Source organism: Isoptericola sp. NPDC056578 (genome assembly GCF_042793275.1).
GTDB lineage: Bacteria > Actinomycetota > Actinomycetes > Actinomycetales > Cellulomonadaceae > Isoptericola.
Window position 1 is genome coordinate 16,222 of sequence record NZ_JBHTVC010000022.1, and the last position, 18,206, is coordinate 34,427.

The following is an 18,206-nucleotide window of genomic DNA, read 5'->3' on the forward strand; positions in this document are numbered from 1 at the left end:
CAGGTTCGGTACAGGAACCGCGGGGGTCGAGGCCGCAGGCTGGCGCCATGACGTCGTCCTCCGTACCCTCCTTCACGACCGTCGGGCGTCCTGACCAGCCGCTCCTGACCCGACCGGACGGGTCGCCCGTCCGCGCCCTCGTGGTGGACGACGAGCTCAACCTCGCCGAGCTCCTCGCGACGGCGCTCCGGCTCGAGGGGATGGACGTCACGGCCGCGCCCGACGGCGCGTCGGCGCTCCGCCTGGCGCGCGAGACCGGGCCGGACCTCGTCGTGCTCGACGTGATGCTCCCGGACATGGACGGGTTCACCGTGCTGCGACGGTTGCGCGCCCAGGGCGCCCGGATGCCGGTGCTGTTCCTCACCGCGCGCGACGCCGTCGAGGACCGGGTCGCGGGCCTCACCGTCGGGGGCGACGACTACGTGACGAAGCCGTTCAGCCTCGAGGAGGTCGTCGCCCGGGTGCGTGGCCTGCTGCGACGTACGGGAGCGGTGACGCGGTCCGAGGACGGGCTGCTCGTCGTCGGCGACCTCGAGCTCGACGAGGACGCGCACGAGGTGCGCCGGGCGGGGGAGGAGGTCCACCTCACCGTCACGGAGTTCGAGCTGCTGCGGTTCTTCATGCGCAACCCGCGCCGGGTGCTGTCGAAGGGCCAGATTCTCGACCGCGTGTGGAACTACGACTTCGGCGGCCAGTCGAGCATCGTCGAGCTGTACGTCTCCTACCTGCGCCGCAAGATCGACAAGGGGCGGGAGCCGATGATCCACACGCTGCGCGGGGTGGGATACGTCCTCAAGCCCGCGGCAGGCACGCCGGACGGCGGCGCCCGTGCGTGACCATGGCCGGCGGGCGGGACGGCGGTCCGCCACCCCGGGACCTGCCGCCGCGCCGCCCCGCACCCTGAGGCCCGTCACCCTGAGGCGGCGCCTCGTGATCGTGCTCGCCGCCGTGGTCGTCGTCGTGACGGTCGGCCTCGTGACGGCCTCGACGGCGGTGCTGCGATCCCAGCTCGTCGCGCAGAGCGACCAGCGGCTGGAGCAGGCGAGCCGGCGCCTCGTGGACGGGCTGGGGCCTCGGCCGCCCGGCGTCGCCGCCGAGGACGGGTCGGCCGTCCCGGACGACGTCCCGCCCGCCGCCGGCGACGACCCTTCGGAGTTCCCCGCGGGCTTCGGCCCCGGCAGCGCCGTGGTGCGCTCCGTGGACGGCGAGCCGGAGCTGGCCGACCACGTGACGGAGGCGCTGGAGCGCACCACCCTGGACGACGCGCAGGTCGCCGCCCTCGAGGCGGTGCCCGCGGACGGCCGGGCGCACGACGTCGACGTGCCGGACCTCGGCGCGTTCCGCGCCGTGCACCGGACGAGCGGCGACGTGGAAACCGTCGTGGCCACGAGCACCGCGACGGTCGCCACGACCGTGCGGGGCTACGTCCTCGTGCAGGTGGCGCTCGGGGCGGCCGGCCTGGCGGTGGCCGTGCTCGGCGGCGCATGGCTGGTGCGGCGCTCGCTGCGCCCCCTCGACGACGTCGCCGAGGCCGCCGTCCGGGTTTCGGAGCTCGAGCTCTCCCGGGGCAAGGTCGCCGGCATCCCGCGAGTGCCCGCGGGCCTCACGGACGAGCGCATGGAGGTGGGCCAGGTGGGCGCCGCGCTCAACCGGATGCTCGAGCACGTCGAGACCTCTCTCCAGGCGCGGCACGACTCGGAGCAGCAGGTGCGCCGGTTCGTCGCGGACGCGAGCCACGAGCTGCGCACCCCGCTCGCGACGATCCGCGGCTATGCCGAGCTCGTGCGCCGCGCCCCCGACGAGCCTGCCGGCGGCACGGCCCGGTCGCTCGACCGGATCGAGTCCGAGGCGGTGCGCATGTCCGGACTGGTCGAGGACCTGTTGCTCCTCGCCCGGCTCGACGCCGGCCGCCCGCTCGACCGGAAACCGGTCGACCTCGCCGCGCTCGCGGTCGACGCGGTGATGGACGCCCACGCCGCGGGTCCGGCCCACGACTGGGTGCTCGCGTTGCCGGGCGACGGTGACGACGACGGTGATGACGACGGTGATGACGACGGCGAGGGGCGCGGTGACGGGGACGACGCCGGTCCCGGTGAGGACGCGCCGGTCGTGACCGGCGACGAGGCGAGCCTGCGCCAGGTGCTGGCGAACCTGCTCGCGAACGCCCGTACGCACACGCCGGCGGGCACGCGCGTGGCGGTGCGGCTGCTGGACCGCGGCGACGCCGTCGAGATCGAGGTGGCCGACGACGGCCCCGGCATCGCCCCCGACCTCCGCCCGGGGCTGTTCCGCCGCTTCACGCGGGGCGACGCGTCGCGTCACCGGGCCGGCGGGTCGACCGGACTCGGGCTCGCGATCGCCGACGCGATCGTGGCCGCTCACGACGGCTCGATCGAGGTCCGGTCCGCCACCGTCGGCGAGCGACGTGAGGGCGGGACCGGGACGACGTTCACCGTGCGCCTGCCGCGCGGGCGCACGGCGGACGCCGCGCCGCGCTCAGCGTGACGCGCCCGACGGCGGCTGGAAGCCCTCCGGGAAGCCGCCGCCCGGGAACCCGCCCTGCGGCCCGGTCTGCTCGTCGGAGCCACCGAGCCCGCCGAGGCCGCTCGACCCCTCCTCGTCGTCCTGCACGAGCTGCTGGTCCAGGTCGGCGAGCACGACCTCGTCGCCGGCGTCGAGTCCACCCGTGATCTCGGTGCGCTCCGGCCCGACGGCGCCCGTCGTGACCTCGACCGTGCGCACGGCGTCGCCGTCGAGCACCCGCACCGTCCGCGCGGAGCCGTCGGCGCTCACGGCCGACGTCGGGACCACGAGCGCGTCGTCCACGGTCGCGACCTCGATCGTCGCCGACGCGGAGGCGCCCTCCGGCAGCGAGCCGCCCCCGCCTGCCGCCCCGTCGGACGGGTCGAGCGCGATCGTCGCCGCGTACGAGGGGGTCGACGTCTCCGAGGAGTCGAGGACGCCCACGCTGCTCACCGTGCCGGTGTACTCGCCGCCGGTCGCGGGCACCGTCGCGGTGACGTGCTGCCCGACCTCGACCGACCCGACCTCGGCGAGGTCGAGCGTCGTGGACAGGACGTAGCCGCCGTCGCCGAGGATCGTCACGGCCGCGTCGCCCGCGCTCACGCTCGTGCCCTTCGCGGCGTCGACCTGGGCCACCGTCCCGGAGACGGGTGCCGTGAGGGTGCCCGCGGCGGCGGCCGCCGTCGCGATGTCGACCTCGCTCTGCGCGACCGTGACCGCGGCGCGGTCCGCGAGGATGCGCTCGGCCGTGACGCTGCCGGCGCTCGTGCCGGAGCCGCCGGGCGTTCCGGTTCCGGCCGTGCCGCTGGTGCCGCCCGTACCCGACGTTCCGGAGGGCGCGGAGCCTGAGGGCGCAGCGCCCCCGTCCGCGCCGCTCGGTGCTCCGCCCCGCGACGTGTCGTCCGAGCCCGCCTCGGGCGCCTGGCCCGTCGGGACGTCGCCGGGGGCGGCCCCGCCCCCGGTGCCCGTGCCGGTGCTGCCGCCGGTCCCGGAGCCAGTTCCGGAGCCAGTTCCGGAGCCGGTGCTGCCGCTGTCCGGCGTGCCCCCGGCGGAGCCGGGGGCGTCGGCGTCCTGGAGCGCCCGGACGGCGTCGTCGAGAGCGTCGGCCTCCTCGCCCAGGCTCGTCACGGCGTCGTCCAGGTCGGCCACCAGGTCGGTCAGCGCCCCCTCGGCCTTCCCGGTCGCCTGCTGGGCGGTGCCGGTCGCGACGAGCGCGTCCTGCGCGGCGACGATCGCGTCCACGCAGGCCGCGAGGTCGTCGTCCGTGGTCTCGTCGTCCGTGGTCCCGTCGTCGCCGGAAGCACCGTCGGTGGCGTCGGCTGCGGCCAGGACGGCCGCGCAGGCGCCGTCGTCGCCGGTCGCGGCGGACACGGCGTCGCCCGAGGCACCGAGCGCCGTCGTGCCCGCGGCCAGCGCGTCCTCCACGGACTCGTAACCGTCCAGGAGCGCGTCCTGGGCCGCCTCGACGTCCTTCCGGGCCGCGGCGAGCGCCGCCGTGACCGCCTCCTCCAGGTCGGTGCCGCCCTCCGTGGCCGCCGCGGCGGCGGCCGTGCTCACGGTGCCGGTCGTGCTGACGAGCCGTACCGACCCGGTAGCCGACGAGGCGTCCGTCGTCGCGGAGCTGGGCTGGACGTCGCCGGACCCGGACGTGCTCCCGGTCGCGGTGCTACCCGTCACGGTGCCGGCGCTCGTGCTGGCGCTCGTCCCGTCGGCCTGGGCCTCCAGGTCGTCGGCGAGCGTCTGCTTCGCGTCGGCGAGGGTCTCGGTGGCATCGTCGACGGCGTCCTGCAGCTCGTCGGCGTCGAGCGTGGCGAGCGTGTCGCCCGCCTCGACCTCGTCGCCCGCGGCCACCTTCACCGAGGCGACGGTGCCGGACGTGCCGAACGTCGTGTCGGCGCGGCCGGCGGACGCGACGGTCGCGCTGACGGACACGTGCTGCACGACGTCGCCCGTGGTCGCCGCCACCGTGCGGTAGCGAGCGTCGGCCGGGCGCAGGGCGAACGCCGTGCCCCCGGCACCGATGACGACCACGGCGACCCCCGCTGCGACGAGGCGCCGGCGCCGCGTGCGGCGTCGGCGGACGGCGGCGTCACGCATCGCCGTCACCGCCCTGCCCGCCGTCCTGCCCGCCGTCCTGCTCGCCGTCCTGCCCGCCGGGGAACCCGCCGCGACCGCCGAACCCGGTGGAGCAGCCGTCGTCGCCGGGCGCCGAGACGGTGAGGCTGGTCGCGGTGACCGCGCCGCCGTCGTCCTCCTCGCCCTGCGCGGTGACGCACTGCCCGACGGCGACGTCGTCGGCCGACCCGCCCTGCTGCACGGAGTACGTGGTGGCGTCGTCGACCATGACGGTCTTCTCGCCCGTCTCGCCGTCCGCGGAGGTCGTGGTCAGCGTGACCGTGGTCCCGTCGACCGCGGTGACGGCCCCGGCGGTCACGCCGCCGAAGCCGCCCCGGCCGCCGCCCGGGCCCCCGGACGGCACGTCGGTCGGCATGTCGGTCGGCATCCCCGACGGCAGGTCGGTGGGCAGGTCGGACGGCGCGCCCTCCGGACGGTCGCCGCCCCCTGGGAACCCGCCGCCGAGCCCGCCGGTGCACTCGCCGTCGACCGGTGCGCTCACGACGACGGACGACACCGCGGAGCCCTCGTCGTCGGCCGAGCCCGAGCCGGCGGACGAGGACGAGTCGCCGCCGGGCATCCCGCCCGCCGTCGCGACGACGCACGAACCCACGGCGACGTCGTCGAGCGAGCCGTCGACGGTGACCGTGATCGTGGTGTCGTCCGTCCAGCTGACGGCGGTCTGGGAGTCGGAGCCCTGGACCTGTGCCGTCGTGCCGTCGACGGCGGCCACCTCGCCCGAGACGCCGGGAGCGCGGCCGCCGCCCTGCGGGCCGCCCCGGCCCTCCTGCTGGTCCTGCTGCTGGCCCTCGGCGGCGGGCGGCGCGTCCGACGTCGCGGCGTCTGACGACGAGCACCCGGCGAGCGTGAGCGCGAGGCCCACGACCCCCAGGACGCCGTACGACGCGAGTGCGGTGCGCGAGCGTCGGGCGGGGGAGGTGGCGGGGGACAAGGTGGTGCTGGACGGGGTGGTGCGGCGGGTCATGAGGTTCTCCGGGACGTGGGGAGGGTTGGGGTGCGGCTGGCCGCCGCTCGTGATGGGGCGCGGTGCACGGCTACTCGCTCCGCAGCGCGTCGATCGGGGCGAGACGGGCGGCGCGGACGGCGGGGTAGACGCCGAACACCAGCCCGATGGCGAGCGCGACGGCGAGCGAGCCGGCCACCGCGACGGGCGAGACGACGATCGACGAGTCGAGCACCGACGGCAGGGTCACCGCGGCGAGGACACCGAGGCCGGCGCCGACGAGCCCGCCGGTGATGCCGAGGATCGACGCCTCCGTGAGGAACTGCCGCCGGATCGCCCCGGGCGGGGCGCCGAGGGCCTTGCGCAGCCCGATCTCGCGGGTCCGCTCGGTGACGGACACGAGCATGATGTTCATGACGCCGATGCCGCCGACCAGCAGGGACAGGCCCGCCACCCCGGCGAGCAGCACAGTGAGGGTGCGGTACACCGACGTCGCCGTCGACACGAGCGAGTCCTGCGAGTCGATCGTGAAGTCGGCGGCGTCCGCGCTCGTCGCGCCGTGCAGCGCGAGCAGGAGCGACTGCGCCTCCTGGTACGCGGCGGAGATGGCGTCGGTGTCGGTCGCCTTGAGGTAGATGGTGCTGACCGACGTGTCGGCGCCGCCCGTGATGCCGGACGTCATCGCCGTCATGGACACGACGGCGGTGTCGTCGAGGTTGGCCGACGCGCTCGACCCGGCCGCCTCGAGCACGCCGACGACGTCGAACGTCGTCCCGGCGATGCTCACCGTGCGCCCGACGACGCGGGTGGAGCCGAACAGCTCCGTCGCCGTCTCGGGGCCGAGCACGACCTCGTCGGTCGACCCGTCGCCGACGAACTCGCCCGAGGCGAGCTCGCGGGAGCGCACGCCGAGCCAGTCGCCGGTGACGCCGGTGACCGTGGTGGTCCAGTTGGCGTCGCCGGCCTCGAGGGACTGCGACGACTCCTTCTCGGCCGTGACGGCCGCGACGTCCGGCACGGCGACGCCGGAGCCCAGCGCGTCGGCGTCCGCCGTCGTCAGCGTGGACGCGGAGCCGAAGCCGCCGCGCACGCCGGAGGAGTCGGTGGACGACCCCGGCGTGACGATGAGCAGGTTCGACCCGAGCGAGCTGATGTCCTCGGACACGTCCTTCTGCGTGCCGAGCCCGAGGCCCACGGTGAGGATGACCGCGGCGATGCCGATGAGGATGCCCAGCACGGTCAGCAGCGAGCGCATCGTGTGCGCGCGGATCGCGTGCCACGCGGTGGCGAGGGTCTCCGCCCAGCTCATGGCGCCACCGCCCGGCCGCTCGGGGCGTCGGACGTGATCAGCCCGTCGAGCACCCGCACGACGCGGCGCGACCGTTCGGCCACCTCGTGCTCGTGCGTGATGAGCACGATGGTGCGGCCGTGCGCGTGCAGCGCGTCGAACAGGTCGAGCACGTCGGCCGTGGAGCGCGAGTCGAGGTTGCCCGTCGGCTCGTCCGCGAGGACCAGCGCGGGCTCGCCGACCAGCGCCCGCGCCACGGCGACGCGCTGCTGCTGGCCGCCCGAGAGCTGCCCCGGCCGGTTCGCCGTGCGGTCGCCGAGGCCGACGCGCTCCAGCGCCTGCACGGCCCGGGCCCGCCGCTCGGCCGGCGCCACGCCGCGGTACACGAGCGGCAGCTCGACGTTGCGCAGCGCCGACAGCGAGGGCAGCAGGTTGAACTGCTGGAACACGAACCCGATCTGCTCGTTGCGCACGCTCGCGAGGTCGGTCTCGTCCATGTCGTCCACGTCGTCGCCCGCGATCCGGTAGCCGCCGGACGTGAGCGTGTCGAGGCAACCCAGCACGTTCATGAGCGTCGACTTGCCGGAGCCGGACGGCCCCACGATCGCCACGTACTCGCCGCGCTCGATGCGCAGGTCGACGCCGCGCAGCGCCTCGAACTCCAGGTCGCCGGTGCGATAGGTCTTGCGCGCGCCCCGGAGGTCGATGACCGGGTCGGACGGCGTGTCGTCCGCCTCGAGGCCGACGACGGTCGGGCTCGGCGCGGTCACGAGTCCCCTCCTCGCCCGCCGCCGGGAGCGCCCATCTGCGAGGGGTCGAAGCCCTCGGGGAGACCGCCCTGGCCGCCGCCGCGCAGCTGGGACGGGTCGAAGCCCTCCGGCAGGTCGCCCTGCCCGCCGTCCTGCCCTCGCCCGGTGCCGGGGGTGAACGTCGTGTACTGCACGGTGTCGCCCTCGGACAGCCCCGACGTGATCTCGACCAGCTGGCCGGACGTCTCGCCCGTCTCGACCGCCTGCTCGGTGGTCGAGCCGTCGTCGCCGACGAGCGTCACGGTCGACGCGCCGTCGTCGCCCGTCGTCACGGCGGCCGCGGGCACGGACAGCACGTCGCTGCGGCGCTCGGTGACGATGGAGACGTCGACGCTCACGCCGTCGTGCAGGCCCTCCGGGTCGCCCGTCACCGTCACCGTGACCGGGTAGGCCACCGCGCCCTGCGACGTGGACGGGAGCCGGCCGATCTCGCTCACGGTGCCGAAGACGGTGTCGGTGAGGTCGTCGGACGTCATCTCGACCTGGTCGCCCGTCGCGATCGACGCGACGTCCGCCTCGCCGACGCTCACGTCGACCGTCCACGCGTCGGTGCCGACGATCGTGAACGCCGCGGCGTCCGTCGAGCCGGTGGAGCCCGACGAGCTCGCCGACCCGCCCGAGGCGCTCGGCGTCGCGCCGGTGCCGCCCTGGCCGGACGTCGAGCCGCTGCCCGAGGAGGAGCCGACCGTGTCGCCCACCGCGACCCCCACCGACGTCACCAGCCCCGCCGCGGGGGCCTGGAGCGTGGCGTGGGACATCGCGGCCTCGGCGTCGTCGGACGACTGCCGGGCGACGGCGACGGCGGCCTCGCGCGCCTCGACCGTGGCCTCGGCCGCGTCCGACCCGTCGTCGGAGTCCTGCGCGTCCGCGAGGTCCGCCTGCGCCTGGGCCAGGTCGGCCTTCGCCTGCGCCAGCGCGGCGTCGAGCTGCAGCGTGTCGACGGTCGCGAGGGTCTGCCCCTTCGTCACCGTGTCGCCCTCGGCGACCTGCACGCTCTGCACGGTGCCCGACGCCTCGAAGGACACGTCCTCCTGGACGCTCGGTGTCAGCGTGCCGGTGGTCGTGACGGACTGCTCGAACGTCGCGGTGCTCGCCTGGGCGGTGGCCGACCGGGTGGCGGCCGCCGCGTCCGGCGTGCCGGCGCGGGGCCGCAGCACGGCGAGCCAGACGACGAGCGCCGCCACCACGACGACGGCGACCGCGCCGAGCAGCACCGCGCGGCGTCCCGGGCGGCGCCCGCGCAGCCGCAGGGCGACGCGACCGCGGCGGGCCGTCGGGTCGTCGGGGACCCCCGACGACGGTGAGGTCGCGGACGACCGTGAGCGCTGGAGCAACACCCTCGACTCCCTGGATCGGTGCCGCCAGGCAGGCGGCGCGTGATCCGGAGGCTAGGGAGCGTGCCTGGGACGCGGTGAGCGCGCGGCTATGCGGTTCCTGGGAGCGCCGGCGCGATCAGGGGGCAGGGGTCGAGGTGGACCCGCCGGCGTCGTCGACGGGACCGTCGGTGGGGTCGGGTTCCGCCGGAGGCGTGGTCTCCTCGTCGGTCGGGTCCGGGTCGGGCTCCGTCGGCTCGTCCGTCGGTGTCGGCGTCGACGTCGGCTCGTCGGTCGGGGTGGGGGTCGAGGTCGGCTCGTCGGTCGGGGTGGGGGTCGACGTGGGGGGGGGGGTCGAGGTCTCCGACGGCGTCACGCTGGGCGTGGGCGTGCCGGTCGGGGTGGGCGTCGACGTCCGGTCGGGGCGCGACGTCGGCTCGTCCGGGGCCTGGGTCGTCGGGGCGGTCGTGGTCGGCGTGCGCGACGGCGTGGGCGACGGCGACGGGCTGTGCGTGACCGGCGCGACCGGGGAGCCGCCGTCGGCGTCGCGGAAGAACCAGAAGGCGCCGGCGCCGAGGGCGGCCACCAGGAGCGCGGCCACGACGATCAGGAGGATCCGACGCCGGCGGGACGGCTCTGGCTCCCCGGCGGCGGGCACCCCGGCGACGGGGGTGTCCGCGGGCGGCTCGGCCGGCGGCCCGCCCAGCATCTCGGTGGGCGCCTCCCCGGAGTCGGGGAGGGGCTCGGTCGGCTCGCCGTCGTCCGGGAGAGGTGCCAGGGGCTCGGTCGCGTCGACCGCCCCGAGCATCCGGGTGCGCTGGAGCTCCGCCTCGGCCGCCGCCGCGGCGGCGGCGAGACCTGCGGCGCCGATCGCCGCCGTCCGGTGCGGGTCCTGGGCGGCGATCTGGCCCATCGTCATGGTCTGGTCGCCGTCCGGGGTCTCGGGTCCCGCGTCGGGATGGGGGACGGCCACGCGGGGCGCCCCGGCGAGCAGGGTGGCGACCGTCTCGGCCATCGCGCCGGCGGTCGCGAACCGCCGGGCCGGGTTCTTCGCCATCGCACGGGCCACGAAGCGGTCGACGGCGGCGGGGACGGCGGCCCGCCGGGCCGACGGCGCGGGCACGGGAGCCCCGACGTGGGCCAGCAGGACGTCGCCCGGCCGGGCGCGCTCGTACGGGGGGTGCCCCGTGAGGGCGAAGTAGGCGAGGGCCCCGACCGAGTACAGGTCGCTGCGCCCGTCGAGGGGCCGGCCCTGTGCCTGCTCGGGGGACATGTACGACGCCGAGCCGGCGACGCGCTCACCTTCGCCGTCGCCGCCGCCGGGCGCGGTGAGGCCGAGGTCCAGCAGGCCGACCGTCATGCTGCCGTCGTCGTGCCGGTCGACCACGACGTTGCGCGGGCCGACGTCGCGGTGCACCAGCCCCGCCTCGTGCACCGCCGCGATCCCTTCCAGCAGCCCGCCGACCACGGAGAGCGCCACCGGCCAGGGCAGGCCGGTGCCGCCCGCCAGCTCCGACAGGGGGGTGCCGGGCAGGCGACGCATGAGGAGCCAGGGGACGTTCGCGCCCGCGACCTCGTCCTCCCCGGTGTCGAGGACCTTCGCGACACCCGGGTGGTCCATCAGGTCCGACGCCGCGACCTCGCGGGCGAGGCTGGCCCGTGCCGCCTCGTCGTCGACCAGGTGCGGGTGGAGCACCTTGACGAGGAGCGCCGGCGCGTCGCCGGACCCGTCAGCGGTCTCGTCACCAGTCTCGTCACCGGTCTCGTCGGACACGCCGGGCAGGCGGGTGGCCTCGTAGACGGTGTACGTGCCACCCGTGCCGAGGATGTCTCCCAGCACGTACTTTCCGCCGAGCACGACGTGCCCGGCCGTCGGCTCGTCGGCCGGTTCCTTCGGGGTCACGCCCGGCACCGCCGGGGGAGCGGAGCGTCGATCGGGAGGCCTGTGGGCGAGGGCGTCGGGGCGGCGGCGAACTCGGTCATTTCAGTCATGGGCCATCACAGGATAGGCGGTGCGGACGGGTGCCGCACATGGGCTTGCTCCCGGCCGAGACCGTCGGTCAGGCGTCGGGCGACGCCTCGTCGATCGTACGCAGGCCCGCCAGCAGGATCTTCTGGAAGTAGGGCCAGCGCTCGGGGTCACCGGCGGCGCACGCCCCCTGGTAGGCGGCGGTCATGAGTCCGATCACGTCGCGCCCCGTCAGCCCGGATCGGGCCTGGCCGGCGTCCCGGGCGCGGCGTGCGAGGAGGTCCGCGATCTCCTCGAGGCGCTCGCGCCGCTCGACCAGACCCGGCACCGTGAGCTCGGCGGTGGCCGCGACCTGGCAGAACGCTCGATCACGGGCCTGCAGCTCTGTCCCGGCGGCCACGAACGCGCTGAGCGCCTCCATCGGGTCCTGCTCCGACAGGAGCTCTTCTGCGCGCTCCGCAAGGCCCTCGACATGGCGGGCGACGACCACCGCCACGAGGTCCTCCTTGGTGGCGAAGTGCCGGAACACCGTGCCCTTCGCCACCCCCGCGCTCGCGGCGATCTCCGCCACGGAGGCGTCGAGGCCGGCGTCGGCCAGGACGGTCGCCGCGGCCGTCACGAGTGCCTCGCGGTTCCGCATCGCGTCCGCCCGCATGTCCACCACCTCCTCCGCCGGGACGCTAGCACGTACATGACCCGAGGGTCATCTTGGGTGGTAGCCTCAACAAGGTGACCGAGCGGTCACCTTGACGAACGAGGGAGCAGACATGGACATGACCGGTCGAAGGGCCTTGGTGGTCGGGGCGTCGTCGGGGATCGGCGCCGCCGTCGCGCTGGCGTTCGCCGGCGCGGGCGCGCACGTCGTGGCGGCCGGGCGGCGTCTCGACCGCCTCGAGGAGGTGGCGTCACGGGCAGCGGGCCTGGCGGGGCACGTGACGCCGCGGGTGCTCGACGTCGCCGACGAGGCGTCGGCACGGGCCGGGGTCGCCGCCGCGGCCGAAGTGCTCGGCGGACTCGACGTCGTCGTCAACAACGCGGGCGTCATGCTCTCCGCCACGGTGCAGTCCGCCGACCCCGGAGAGTGGGAGCGGATGACGCGGACGAACCTTCTCGGCACCCTGCACGTGTCGCACGCGGCACTGCCGCACCTCGTGGCCAGCCGGGGCACGCTGGTGCAGACCTCCTCGACCTCGGGCCGCACCGCCTCGGCAGGGTCGGGTGTGTACGCCGCGACCAAGCACGGAGTCAACGCGTTCTCCGAGGCGTTGCGGCAGGAAGTCGCGTCGCAGGGCGTGCGCGTCGTGGTCGTCGAGCCGGGCATGGTGGACACCGAGCTCGCGGGGCACCTCTCGGACCCTGCGATGCGCGAGCTCGCCGCACGGATGGCGGGCGAGATCCGCGTCCTCGACCCCGAGGACGTCGCCGAGACCATCCTCTTCGCGGTGACTCGCCCGCCGCACGTGTCCCTCAACGAGATCCTGCTGCGGCCCACCCAACAGGTGCGCTGACCGGCACCGGCGGCAGGCAGGGGTGACGAGGGGGTCCAGTCGCTCTCTGCTTCCGGCATGGCGGCCCGGCGGCCCGCCCCGGTGAAACCCGGTGAGTCTCGTCCTTACCTGCGACTCGACCCTCCGCCTGTCCGCCCGGACGACCGTGCACCGGGGGCGCGTGTGACACCCGTGTCCCCGAACCCGGGCTCTAGGCCGCTGCCGCCACGCCCCGGTACGTCAGGAGCTCCTCCAGCGCCGCGACCTCGCCCTCACGTGCCGCCACCAGGAACGCGTGGACGAGGCGCCGGTGCGTCGAGCGCGCGACCGGGGTCCGCACCGGGCCGTCGGCGAGACGACAGGCGGCGCGGCGCACGAGCTGCCGCGCGTTGACCGCACTCGTGCGCAGGATGCGTGCGACGTCGTCGTACGGGTAGTCGAAGACGCTGCGGAGCAGGTATGCGCCGAGCTCGCGGCCCGACAGCCGTGCCAGGAGCAGGCCGAGCGCCTCCGCGACGGCGGCCGTCTGGTCCGCCCGGACGGAGGGGTTGGTGAGGTCGTCGGACGTCCGCGCGTCCTGGACGTCGCCGGGGCGTTCGTGTCGTCGTCCGGCCGACTGGACGACGTTGATCGCGAGCCGGGTCGTCGTGGTGGTGAGGAACGCCTCGGGGTTGCGCACCCGCGTCCGGTCCGTGCGCTGCCATCGCAGCCACGCCTCCTGGACCACGTCCTCAGCGCTGCCCGCGTCGCCTCCGACCACCCTGGAGGCGACGCGGAACAGCCGGGCTCGCTGCGAGACGAAGAACGCGCTCGCACGTTCGAGGTCGGCGCTGTCGGGGTCGTGCGTAGGGCCCTCCTGCGTGCGAGGGCTGGTGAGGGGGCTGGTCTCGGTCGTCGACGCGTCCATGGCGACTCCTTCGGGTGGATGTCGCCCGGCAGGACGACGTTCCCACCGTCCGGTCGTGGCGCGGCCCACCGCGCCACGCACCTCCGTGGTCGGTTGCGTGGTCGGTCGAGTGGTCGGGAACGTGGTCGGAAGGGTCGCGCCGTCCTCACGCTCGTGCGGGCGCGCCCTCGCTCTCCGCGCCGGAGCGCCCCAGAGCGCGGGAGAGCTCCCGGCGCGAGGCGATGCCGAGCTTCGTGTACACCTTGCGCAGGTGCCACTCGACCGTGTGCGGGCTCAGGAAGAGCTCCGCGCCGATCCTGGGGTTGGACATGCCGTCCGCGGCCAGCGCCGCGATCTGCGCCTCCTGCGGGGTGAGCCGGGCGCTCGCCCGCTCTTCCCGCGCGCGCACCTTGGCCCCGGTCGCGATCAGCTCGCGGCGCGCGCGCTCGGCGAAGGCGACGGCGGGCATCGCCGCGAACATCTCGTACGCGGTGCGCAGCTGCTCCCGGGCCGCGGTGCGTCGGCCCGCGCGGCGCAGCCACTCGCCATAGAGCAGATGGGTGCGGGCGACCTCCGCGGACACGCCGTCCCGACCCAGGTGGTCGATCGCGGTGCGGTACAGCTGGTCGGTCTCGGGCCCCTCGTCCAGAAGCGCCCGGCAGCGCGCCCGGATGCCGTGCGCCCACCCCGTGTCAGCCACCCGTGCCAGTGACTCCAGGCGTTCGAACGCGGTCGCGGCTCGTTCGAGCTCGCCACAGCGCACTGCGGCCTCGATGTGCTCGATGAGCGACAGGCCCACGAAGTTGAACCCGTCGTGCTCAATGACGGTGCTCGATGCCGCGAGGGCCTCGTCGTAGCGCGCGAGGCCGTTGTAGAGGACACCCTGGACGTAGCCGGCGGCGGCGAGAAGCGAGGCCTCGCCACCCTGCGCGGCCCGGGCACGCGCCTCGTCGAACAAGGCGACGGCGGGACGCTCCTCGCCGCGCCACGCCATCAGGACGAGCGACGCGTAGGCGAACGGGGCGTTGCCGGTGGCGGCCGCGACCGCGTCCGCCTCGCCGATCTTGCGTCCCGCGCCCGCGAAGTCGCCGTGGAAGACGTCGACACCGGCCGTGTAGACGAGCAGGGGCGGCAGCACACCAAGGGCACCGATGTCGCGGGCCAGCCGCACCGCGCGCGCGGAGATCCGGTCCCAGGCCGTGAAGTCCCACGCGTGGTGGAAGAACGCCTCGAGGGCGACCGGGGCCAGCAGGAGCCATCGCATGGCGGCCTCCGGCCCGGGCAGCTCCTCGCGCGCGAACGGGTCGAGCGCCGCACGGATAGCACCGACACCGTGCTCAGGACCGTCGGCCAGGAGGGTCGCGATGGCGTCGAGCAGCGCGTCCGACGGACCGGAGCCGAGGAGCGCCGCGTCCAGGCCGCGGGCCGCCGACGCGGCCGCGGCGACCCCCGCGGGCCCGTGGACGCGTCCGGAGAACACGGCGGCGCTGATCGCCTCGAGATAGGTCTCCCGCGCCAGCGGCGACCCCGCCGCGGCGAGCCCTGCCGCGGCGTCGAGCAACAACGGGGCGGCCTCGTCGCTGCGGCTGCGCGCGAACAGCACGCGGGCGCGGAGCCGGTTCACCCGTGCCCGGTCCGGCGGGCCGAGGGGGGACAGGTCGGCGAGGGTCGCGAGCTCTGTCGCCCGGTCCGGGGCCGCGGCCGAGAAGTGGGCCTCGGCCGCGGCCAGGGCACGCCGTCCGCGCCGTCCCGCGTCGGGCGTCAGCTCCGCGGCGCGCTCGAGCAGCACGGCCTCGGCGGCCATGCCGCCGCGCTGCCGCGCGCGTCCGGCAGCCCGCTCCAGTGCATCCGCGACCTCCTCGTCGGGACCTTCGCAGGCCTGTGCGGCATGCCATGCACGGCGGTCGGGATCGTGCACCGGGTCGGTGGCCGCAGCGAGCGCACCGTGCACGAGGCGGCGCTCCGTCGGGCTCGCCGCACGGTAGACGGCGGAGCGGGCGAGCGGATGCCGGAAGCGGACCGACTCCCCGAACTCGACGAGCCCGGCGGCCTTGGCGGGTGCGGCATCGGGCGCCACGCCCAGGTGTTCGGTCGCCTTCACGAGCAGGCGTGTGTTCCCGACCGGCTCCGCCGCGGCGACCAGCAGGAGCAGCCTGGTGGGCGAGGGGAGCGCTCCCAGGCGCCGGGCGAAGTCCTCCTCGACGCGGTTCGCGACGGAGCCGCGTCCGGTCGCGTCCAGCCCGTAGGCCAGCTCGGCGGCGCTACGTCCGCGGTACAGCTCCAGCAGGGCGAGCGGGTTCCCGTGCGTCTCGGCGACCAGCCGGTCCCGCAGCCGGCGCTCGAGCCGCCCGCCGACCGCCCGGTCGAGCAGCTCCCCGGCAGATCGAGGGTCGAGGCCGTCGACGCTCAGCTCCGGCAGGCCGGCCAGGGCCGTCGCGCCCTCCGGATCGCGCACCGCGGCCACCAGCGCGACCGGCTCGGCCAGGAGCCGGCGTGCGACGAACTCGAGCGTCCGGAGGGACGCCTGGTCCAACCACTGTGCGTCGTCGACGACGACGAGCACCGGTCGTGTCTCGGACGCCCGGGTGAGCAGGGTCAGCACCGCGAGACCGACCAGGAAGCGTGCGGGCGGGGCGCCGGTCGCCGTGCCGAACGCGACCTGCAGGGCGTCACGCTGCGGGCCCGGCAGGTCCCGGGCCTGGTCGAGGAAAGGCGCACAGAGCTGCTGCAGCCCGGCGTACGCCAGCTCCATGTCCGCCTCGACGCCGAGGGTCCGGGTCACCGTGACGCCCGACGCCTGGGCCGCGGCGTAGTCGAGCAGCACGGACTTGCCGACGCCCGCCCCGCCCCGCAGGACGCGGACGGCCGAGCTGCCGCGACGAACGGTCGTGAGGACCTCGTCGAGAGCGGCGCGCTCGACGAGACGTCCGACCAGGTGGGGCAGGGGATTCGCGCTCATCGGACTCCTGGGCCTCGCGGGGCGCGCACCGGCGCGGTCGCCCTCCGGGGCAGATTACCGGCGGGTGTCACATCCGGCGCCGCCACGCGGTCGGTGCTGGGTCACCGGACGTCAGTCGCAGGAGGAACCGTGTCCCCACGCATCCATCAGCTCGCCACCTCGGTCCTCGTGATCGGCACCGGCGGCTCCGGCCTGCGTGCCGCGATCGAGCTGGCCGAGACGGGGGTGGCCGTGCTCGCGGTCGGCAAGCGTCCCGCGCCCGACGCGCACACGTCCCTCGCCGCCGGCGGGATCAACGCGGCCCTGGCCACGACCGACCCGGCCGACACCTGGGAGCAGCACGCCGCCGACACGCTCCAGGAGAGCTACCTCCTGGCCGACCCGCGGACCGTTCAGGTGGTGACGCAGGGCGCGTCCCGCGGGATCGACGACCTGGAGCGCTACGGCATGCGCTTCGATCGCCAGGCCGACGGACGGATCGCGCAGCGCTACTTCGGCGCCCACACCTATCGGCGCACCGCGTTCGTCGGCGACTACACCGGCCTCGAGGTGCAGCGGACGCTGGTCGGGCGCGCGGCCGAGCTGGAGATCCCGGTGCTGTCGACGGTCTACGTGACGCGGCTTCTGGTGGACGACGGCGTCGTCTTCGGCGCCTATGGTTTCGACCTCGTCGACGGGTCGCGCTACCTCGTCCACGCCGACGCCGTGATCCTCGCGACCGGCGGCCATACGCGGATCTGGCGGCGCACGTCGTCGCGGCGCGACGAGAACACCGGGGACTCGTTCCGACTCGCGGCCGAGGCAGGCGCCCGTCTCCGTGACGCGGAGCTGGTGCAGTTCCACCCGTCGGGCCTGATCGAACCGGAGAGCGCCGCCGGGACGCTCGTGAGCGAGGCGGCCCGCGGCGAGGGCGGCGTGCTCCTCAACAACCTCGGGGAGCGCTTCATGGCGCGGTACGACCCGGAGCGGATGGAGCTGTCCACCCGTGACCGTGTCGCCCTCGCGTCGTACAGCGAGATCAGGGCCGGCCGTGGCACCCGTGCCGGCGGCGTGTGGCTCGACCTCTCGCACCTGCCGCGGGAGACGATCCTCACGCGGTTGCCGCGCGTCTACCAGACGCTCATGGACCTGCAGGTGCTGGACGTGACGCGTGACCCGATCGAGGTGGCGCCCACCGCGCACTACTCGATGGGTGGTGTGTGGGTGCGGCCGGAGGACCACAGCACCGACGTGGCGGGGCTCTTCGTCATCGGCGAGGCGTCGAGCGGGCTGCACGGGGCGAACCGGCTCGGGGGCAACTCCCTCATCGAGCTCATGGTGTACGGCAGGATCACCGGCCGGGCTGCTGCCGAGTACTCGGCCGGGCTGGCGGCACAGCGCCGGTCGCTCGGCGCGGTCCGCGACGCCGAGTCGTCGGTCGACCGCCTGCTCGCGGCCGACGGGGAGCAGAACGTGCGCGCGATGCAGCGCAGCGTCCGCGACCTCATGACCGAGCACGCCGGTGTCGTGCGGGACGAGTCGGGCCTGCGTGCGGGGCTCGGCGCCCTCGGCGAGGTCGAGGACCGGATGACGCGGGCGGGGATCCACATCGACATCGCGGGCTACCAGGACCTCGCGCACGCCTTCGACCTCCGGTCCGCCGTCCTCGCCGCGCGCGCCACGCTCGAGTGCGCCCTGGAACGTCGGGAGTCGAGGGGATGCCACAACCGGTCCGACCACCCCGACCTGGACCCGGAGCTGCAGGTCAACCTCGTGTGGTCCCCGCACGGTGGCGTGCGCCGGGAACGGATCCCGGCCGTCCCGACGGACATCGCCGAACGCATGCACGACGTCTCCGCCGACGGGAAGCTCGTGGAGTAGCGGGGTGTCACGCCGCCGACGGGTGCCCGGTCG

The 18,206-nt window shown here is 75.4% G+C and carries 13 protein-coding genes; 4 read left to right on the plus strand and 9 right to left on the minus strand.

The features are described from left to right. The first annotated feature begins 47 nt into the window (after positions 1–47). On the plus strand, positions 48–836 hold the full coding sequence (locus tag ACFQ80_RS10730) for a response regulator transcription factor (protein WP_430563642.1): 789 nt from the start codon (positions 48–50) through the stop codon (positions 834–836). A gap of 94 nt (positions 837–930) precedes the next feature. Next, positions 931–2,505, plus strand: a complete 1,575-nt coding sequence (locus ACFQ80_RS10735; RefSeq protein ID WP_430563643.1) for a sensor histidine kinase — start codon at positions 931–933, stop codon at positions 2,503–2,505. On the opposite strand, the gene ACFQ80_RS10740 is transcribed toward ACFQ80_RS10735, so the two are convergent. From ACFQ80_RS10740 to ACFQ80_RS10770, 7 genes are all read right to left on the minus strand, one after another. Beyond that, positions 2,497–4,620 (minus strand): HlyD family efflux transporter periplasmic adaptor subunit, encoded by a 2,124-nt coding sequence (locus ACFQ80_RS10740; protein ID WP_430563644.1) that lies wholly within the window; start codon positions 4,618–4,620, stop codon positions 2,497–2,499. The genes ACFQ80_RS10735 and ACFQ80_RS10740 overlap by 9 nt on opposite strands. Continuing rightward, positions 4,613–5,623 carry a hypothetical protein gene (locus ACFQ80_RS10745; RefSeq protein WP_430563645.1) on the minus strand — a complete coding sequence of 337 codons (1,011 nt, stop codon included), beginning with the start codon at positions 5,621–5,623 and terminating at the stop codon, positions 4,613–4,615. Before ACFQ80_RS10745 ends, ACFQ80_RS10740 begins: the two co-directional genes overlap by 8 nt. A 70-nt stretch (positions 5,624–5,693) precedes the next feature. Further along, positions 5,694–6,911 (minus strand): ABC transporter permease, encoded by a 1,218-nt coding sequence (locus ACFQ80_RS10750; RefSeq protein WP_430563646.1) that lies wholly within the window; start codon positions 6,909–6,911, stop codon positions 5,694–5,696. Beyond that, complete coding sequence (locus ACFQ80_RS10755) at positions 6,908–7,660, minus strand: ABC transporter ATP-binding protein (protein WP_430563647.1); 753 nt, start codon at positions 7,658–7,660, stop codon at positions 6,908–6,910. The genes ACFQ80_RS10750 and ACFQ80_RS10755 overlap by 4 nt, the downstream gene beginning before the upstream one ends. After that, positions 7,657–9,036 (minus strand): efflux RND transporter periplasmic adaptor subunit, encoded by a 1,380-nt coding sequence (locus ACFQ80_RS10760; protein WP_430563648.1) that lies wholly within the window; start codon positions 9,034–9,036, stop codon positions 7,657–7,659. The genes ACFQ80_RS10755 and ACFQ80_RS10760 overlap by 4 nt, the downstream gene beginning before the upstream one ends. 115 nt (positions 9,037–9,151) lie before the next feature. After that, positions 9,152–10,915 carry a serine/threonine-protein kinase gene (locus ACFQ80_RS10765; protein WP_430563649.1) on the minus strand — a complete coding sequence of 588 codons (1,764 nt, stop codon included), beginning with the start codon at positions 10,913–10,915 and terminating at the stop codon, positions 9,152–9,154. 157 nt (positions 10,916–11,072) lie between these two features. Continuing rightward, positions 11,073–11,636 carry a TetR/AcrR family transcriptional regulator gene (locus tag ACFQ80_RS10770; protein ID WP_430563650.1) on the minus strand — a complete coding sequence of 188 codons (564 nt, stop codon included), beginning with the start codon at positions 11,634–11,636 and terminating at the stop codon, positions 11,073–11,075. 118 nt (positions 11,637–11,754) lie between these two features. On the opposite strand from ACFQ80_RS10770, the gene ACFQ80_RS10775 reads away from it, so the two are divergent. Then, a complete protein-coding gene (locus ACFQ80_RS10775; RefSeq protein ID WP_430563651.1) occupies positions 11,755–12,489 on the plus strand; it encodes an SDR family NAD(P)-dependent oxidoreductase in 735 nt (244 codons plus the stop codon). Positions 12,490–12,679: 190 nt separating this feature from the next. Here ACFQ80_RS10775 and ACFQ80_RS10780 read toward each other — a convergent pair whose 3' ends face one another. Beyond that, on the minus strand, positions 12,680–13,375 hold the full coding sequence (locus tag ACFQ80_RS10780) for a sigma factor (RefSeq protein ID WP_430563652.1): 696 nt from the start codon (positions 13,373–13,375) through the stop codon (positions 12,680–12,682). A gap of 145 nt (positions 13,376–13,520) precedes the next feature. Next, complete coding sequence (locus ACFQ80_RS10785; protein WP_430563653.1) at positions 13,521–16,313, minus strand: AAA family ATPase; 2,793 nt, start codon at positions 16,311–16,313, stop codon at positions 13,521–13,523. Between the two features lie 129 nt (positions 16,314–16,442). Between ACFQ80_RS10785 and ACFQ80_RS10790 the strand changes: the two genes are divergently transcribed. After that, positions 16,443–18,173, plus strand: a complete 1,731-nt coding sequence (locus ACFQ80_RS10790; protein ID WP_430563654.1) for an L-aspartate oxidase — start codon at positions 16,443–16,445, stop codon at positions 18,171–18,173. Positions 18,174–18,206: the final 33 nt, after the last annotated feature.

Bases quoted from the DNA above. Each gene is read 5' to 3' on its own strand.
- ACFQ80_RS10785 (WP_430563653.1), bottom strand. From the start codon at position 16,313: ATGAGCGCGAATCCCCTGCCCCACCTGGTCGGACGTCTCGTCGAGCGC.
- ACFQ80_RS10745 (WP_430563645.1), bottom strand. From the start codon at position 5,623: ATGACCCGCCGCACCACCCCGTCCAGCACCACCTTGTCCCCCGCCACC.
- ACFQ80_RS10740 (WP_430563644.1), bottom strand. From the start codon at position 4,620: ATGCGTGACGCCGCCGTCCGCCGACGCCGCACGCGGCGCCGGCGCCTC.
- ACFQ80_RS10780 (WP_430563652.1), bottom strand. From the start codon at position 13,375: ATGGACGCGTCGACGACCGAGACCAGCCCCCTCACCAGCCCTCGCACG.
- ACFQ80_RS10750 (WP_430563646.1), bottom strand. From the start codon at position 6,911: ATGAGCTGGGCGGAGACCCTCGCCACCGCGTGGCACGCGATCCGCGCG.
- ACFQ80_RS10770 (WP_430563650.1), bottom strand. From the start codon at position 11,636: ATGCGGGCGGACGCGATGCGGAACCGCGAGGCACTCGTGACGGCCGCG.
- ACFQ80_RS10730 (WP_430563642.1), top strand. From the start codon at position 48: ATGACGTCGTCCTCCGTACCCTCCTTCACGACCGTCGGGCGTCCTGAC.
- ACFQ80_RS10775 (WP_430563651.1), top strand. From the start codon at position 11,755: ATGACCGGTCGAAGGGCCTTGGTGGTCGGGGCGTCGTCGGGGATCGGC.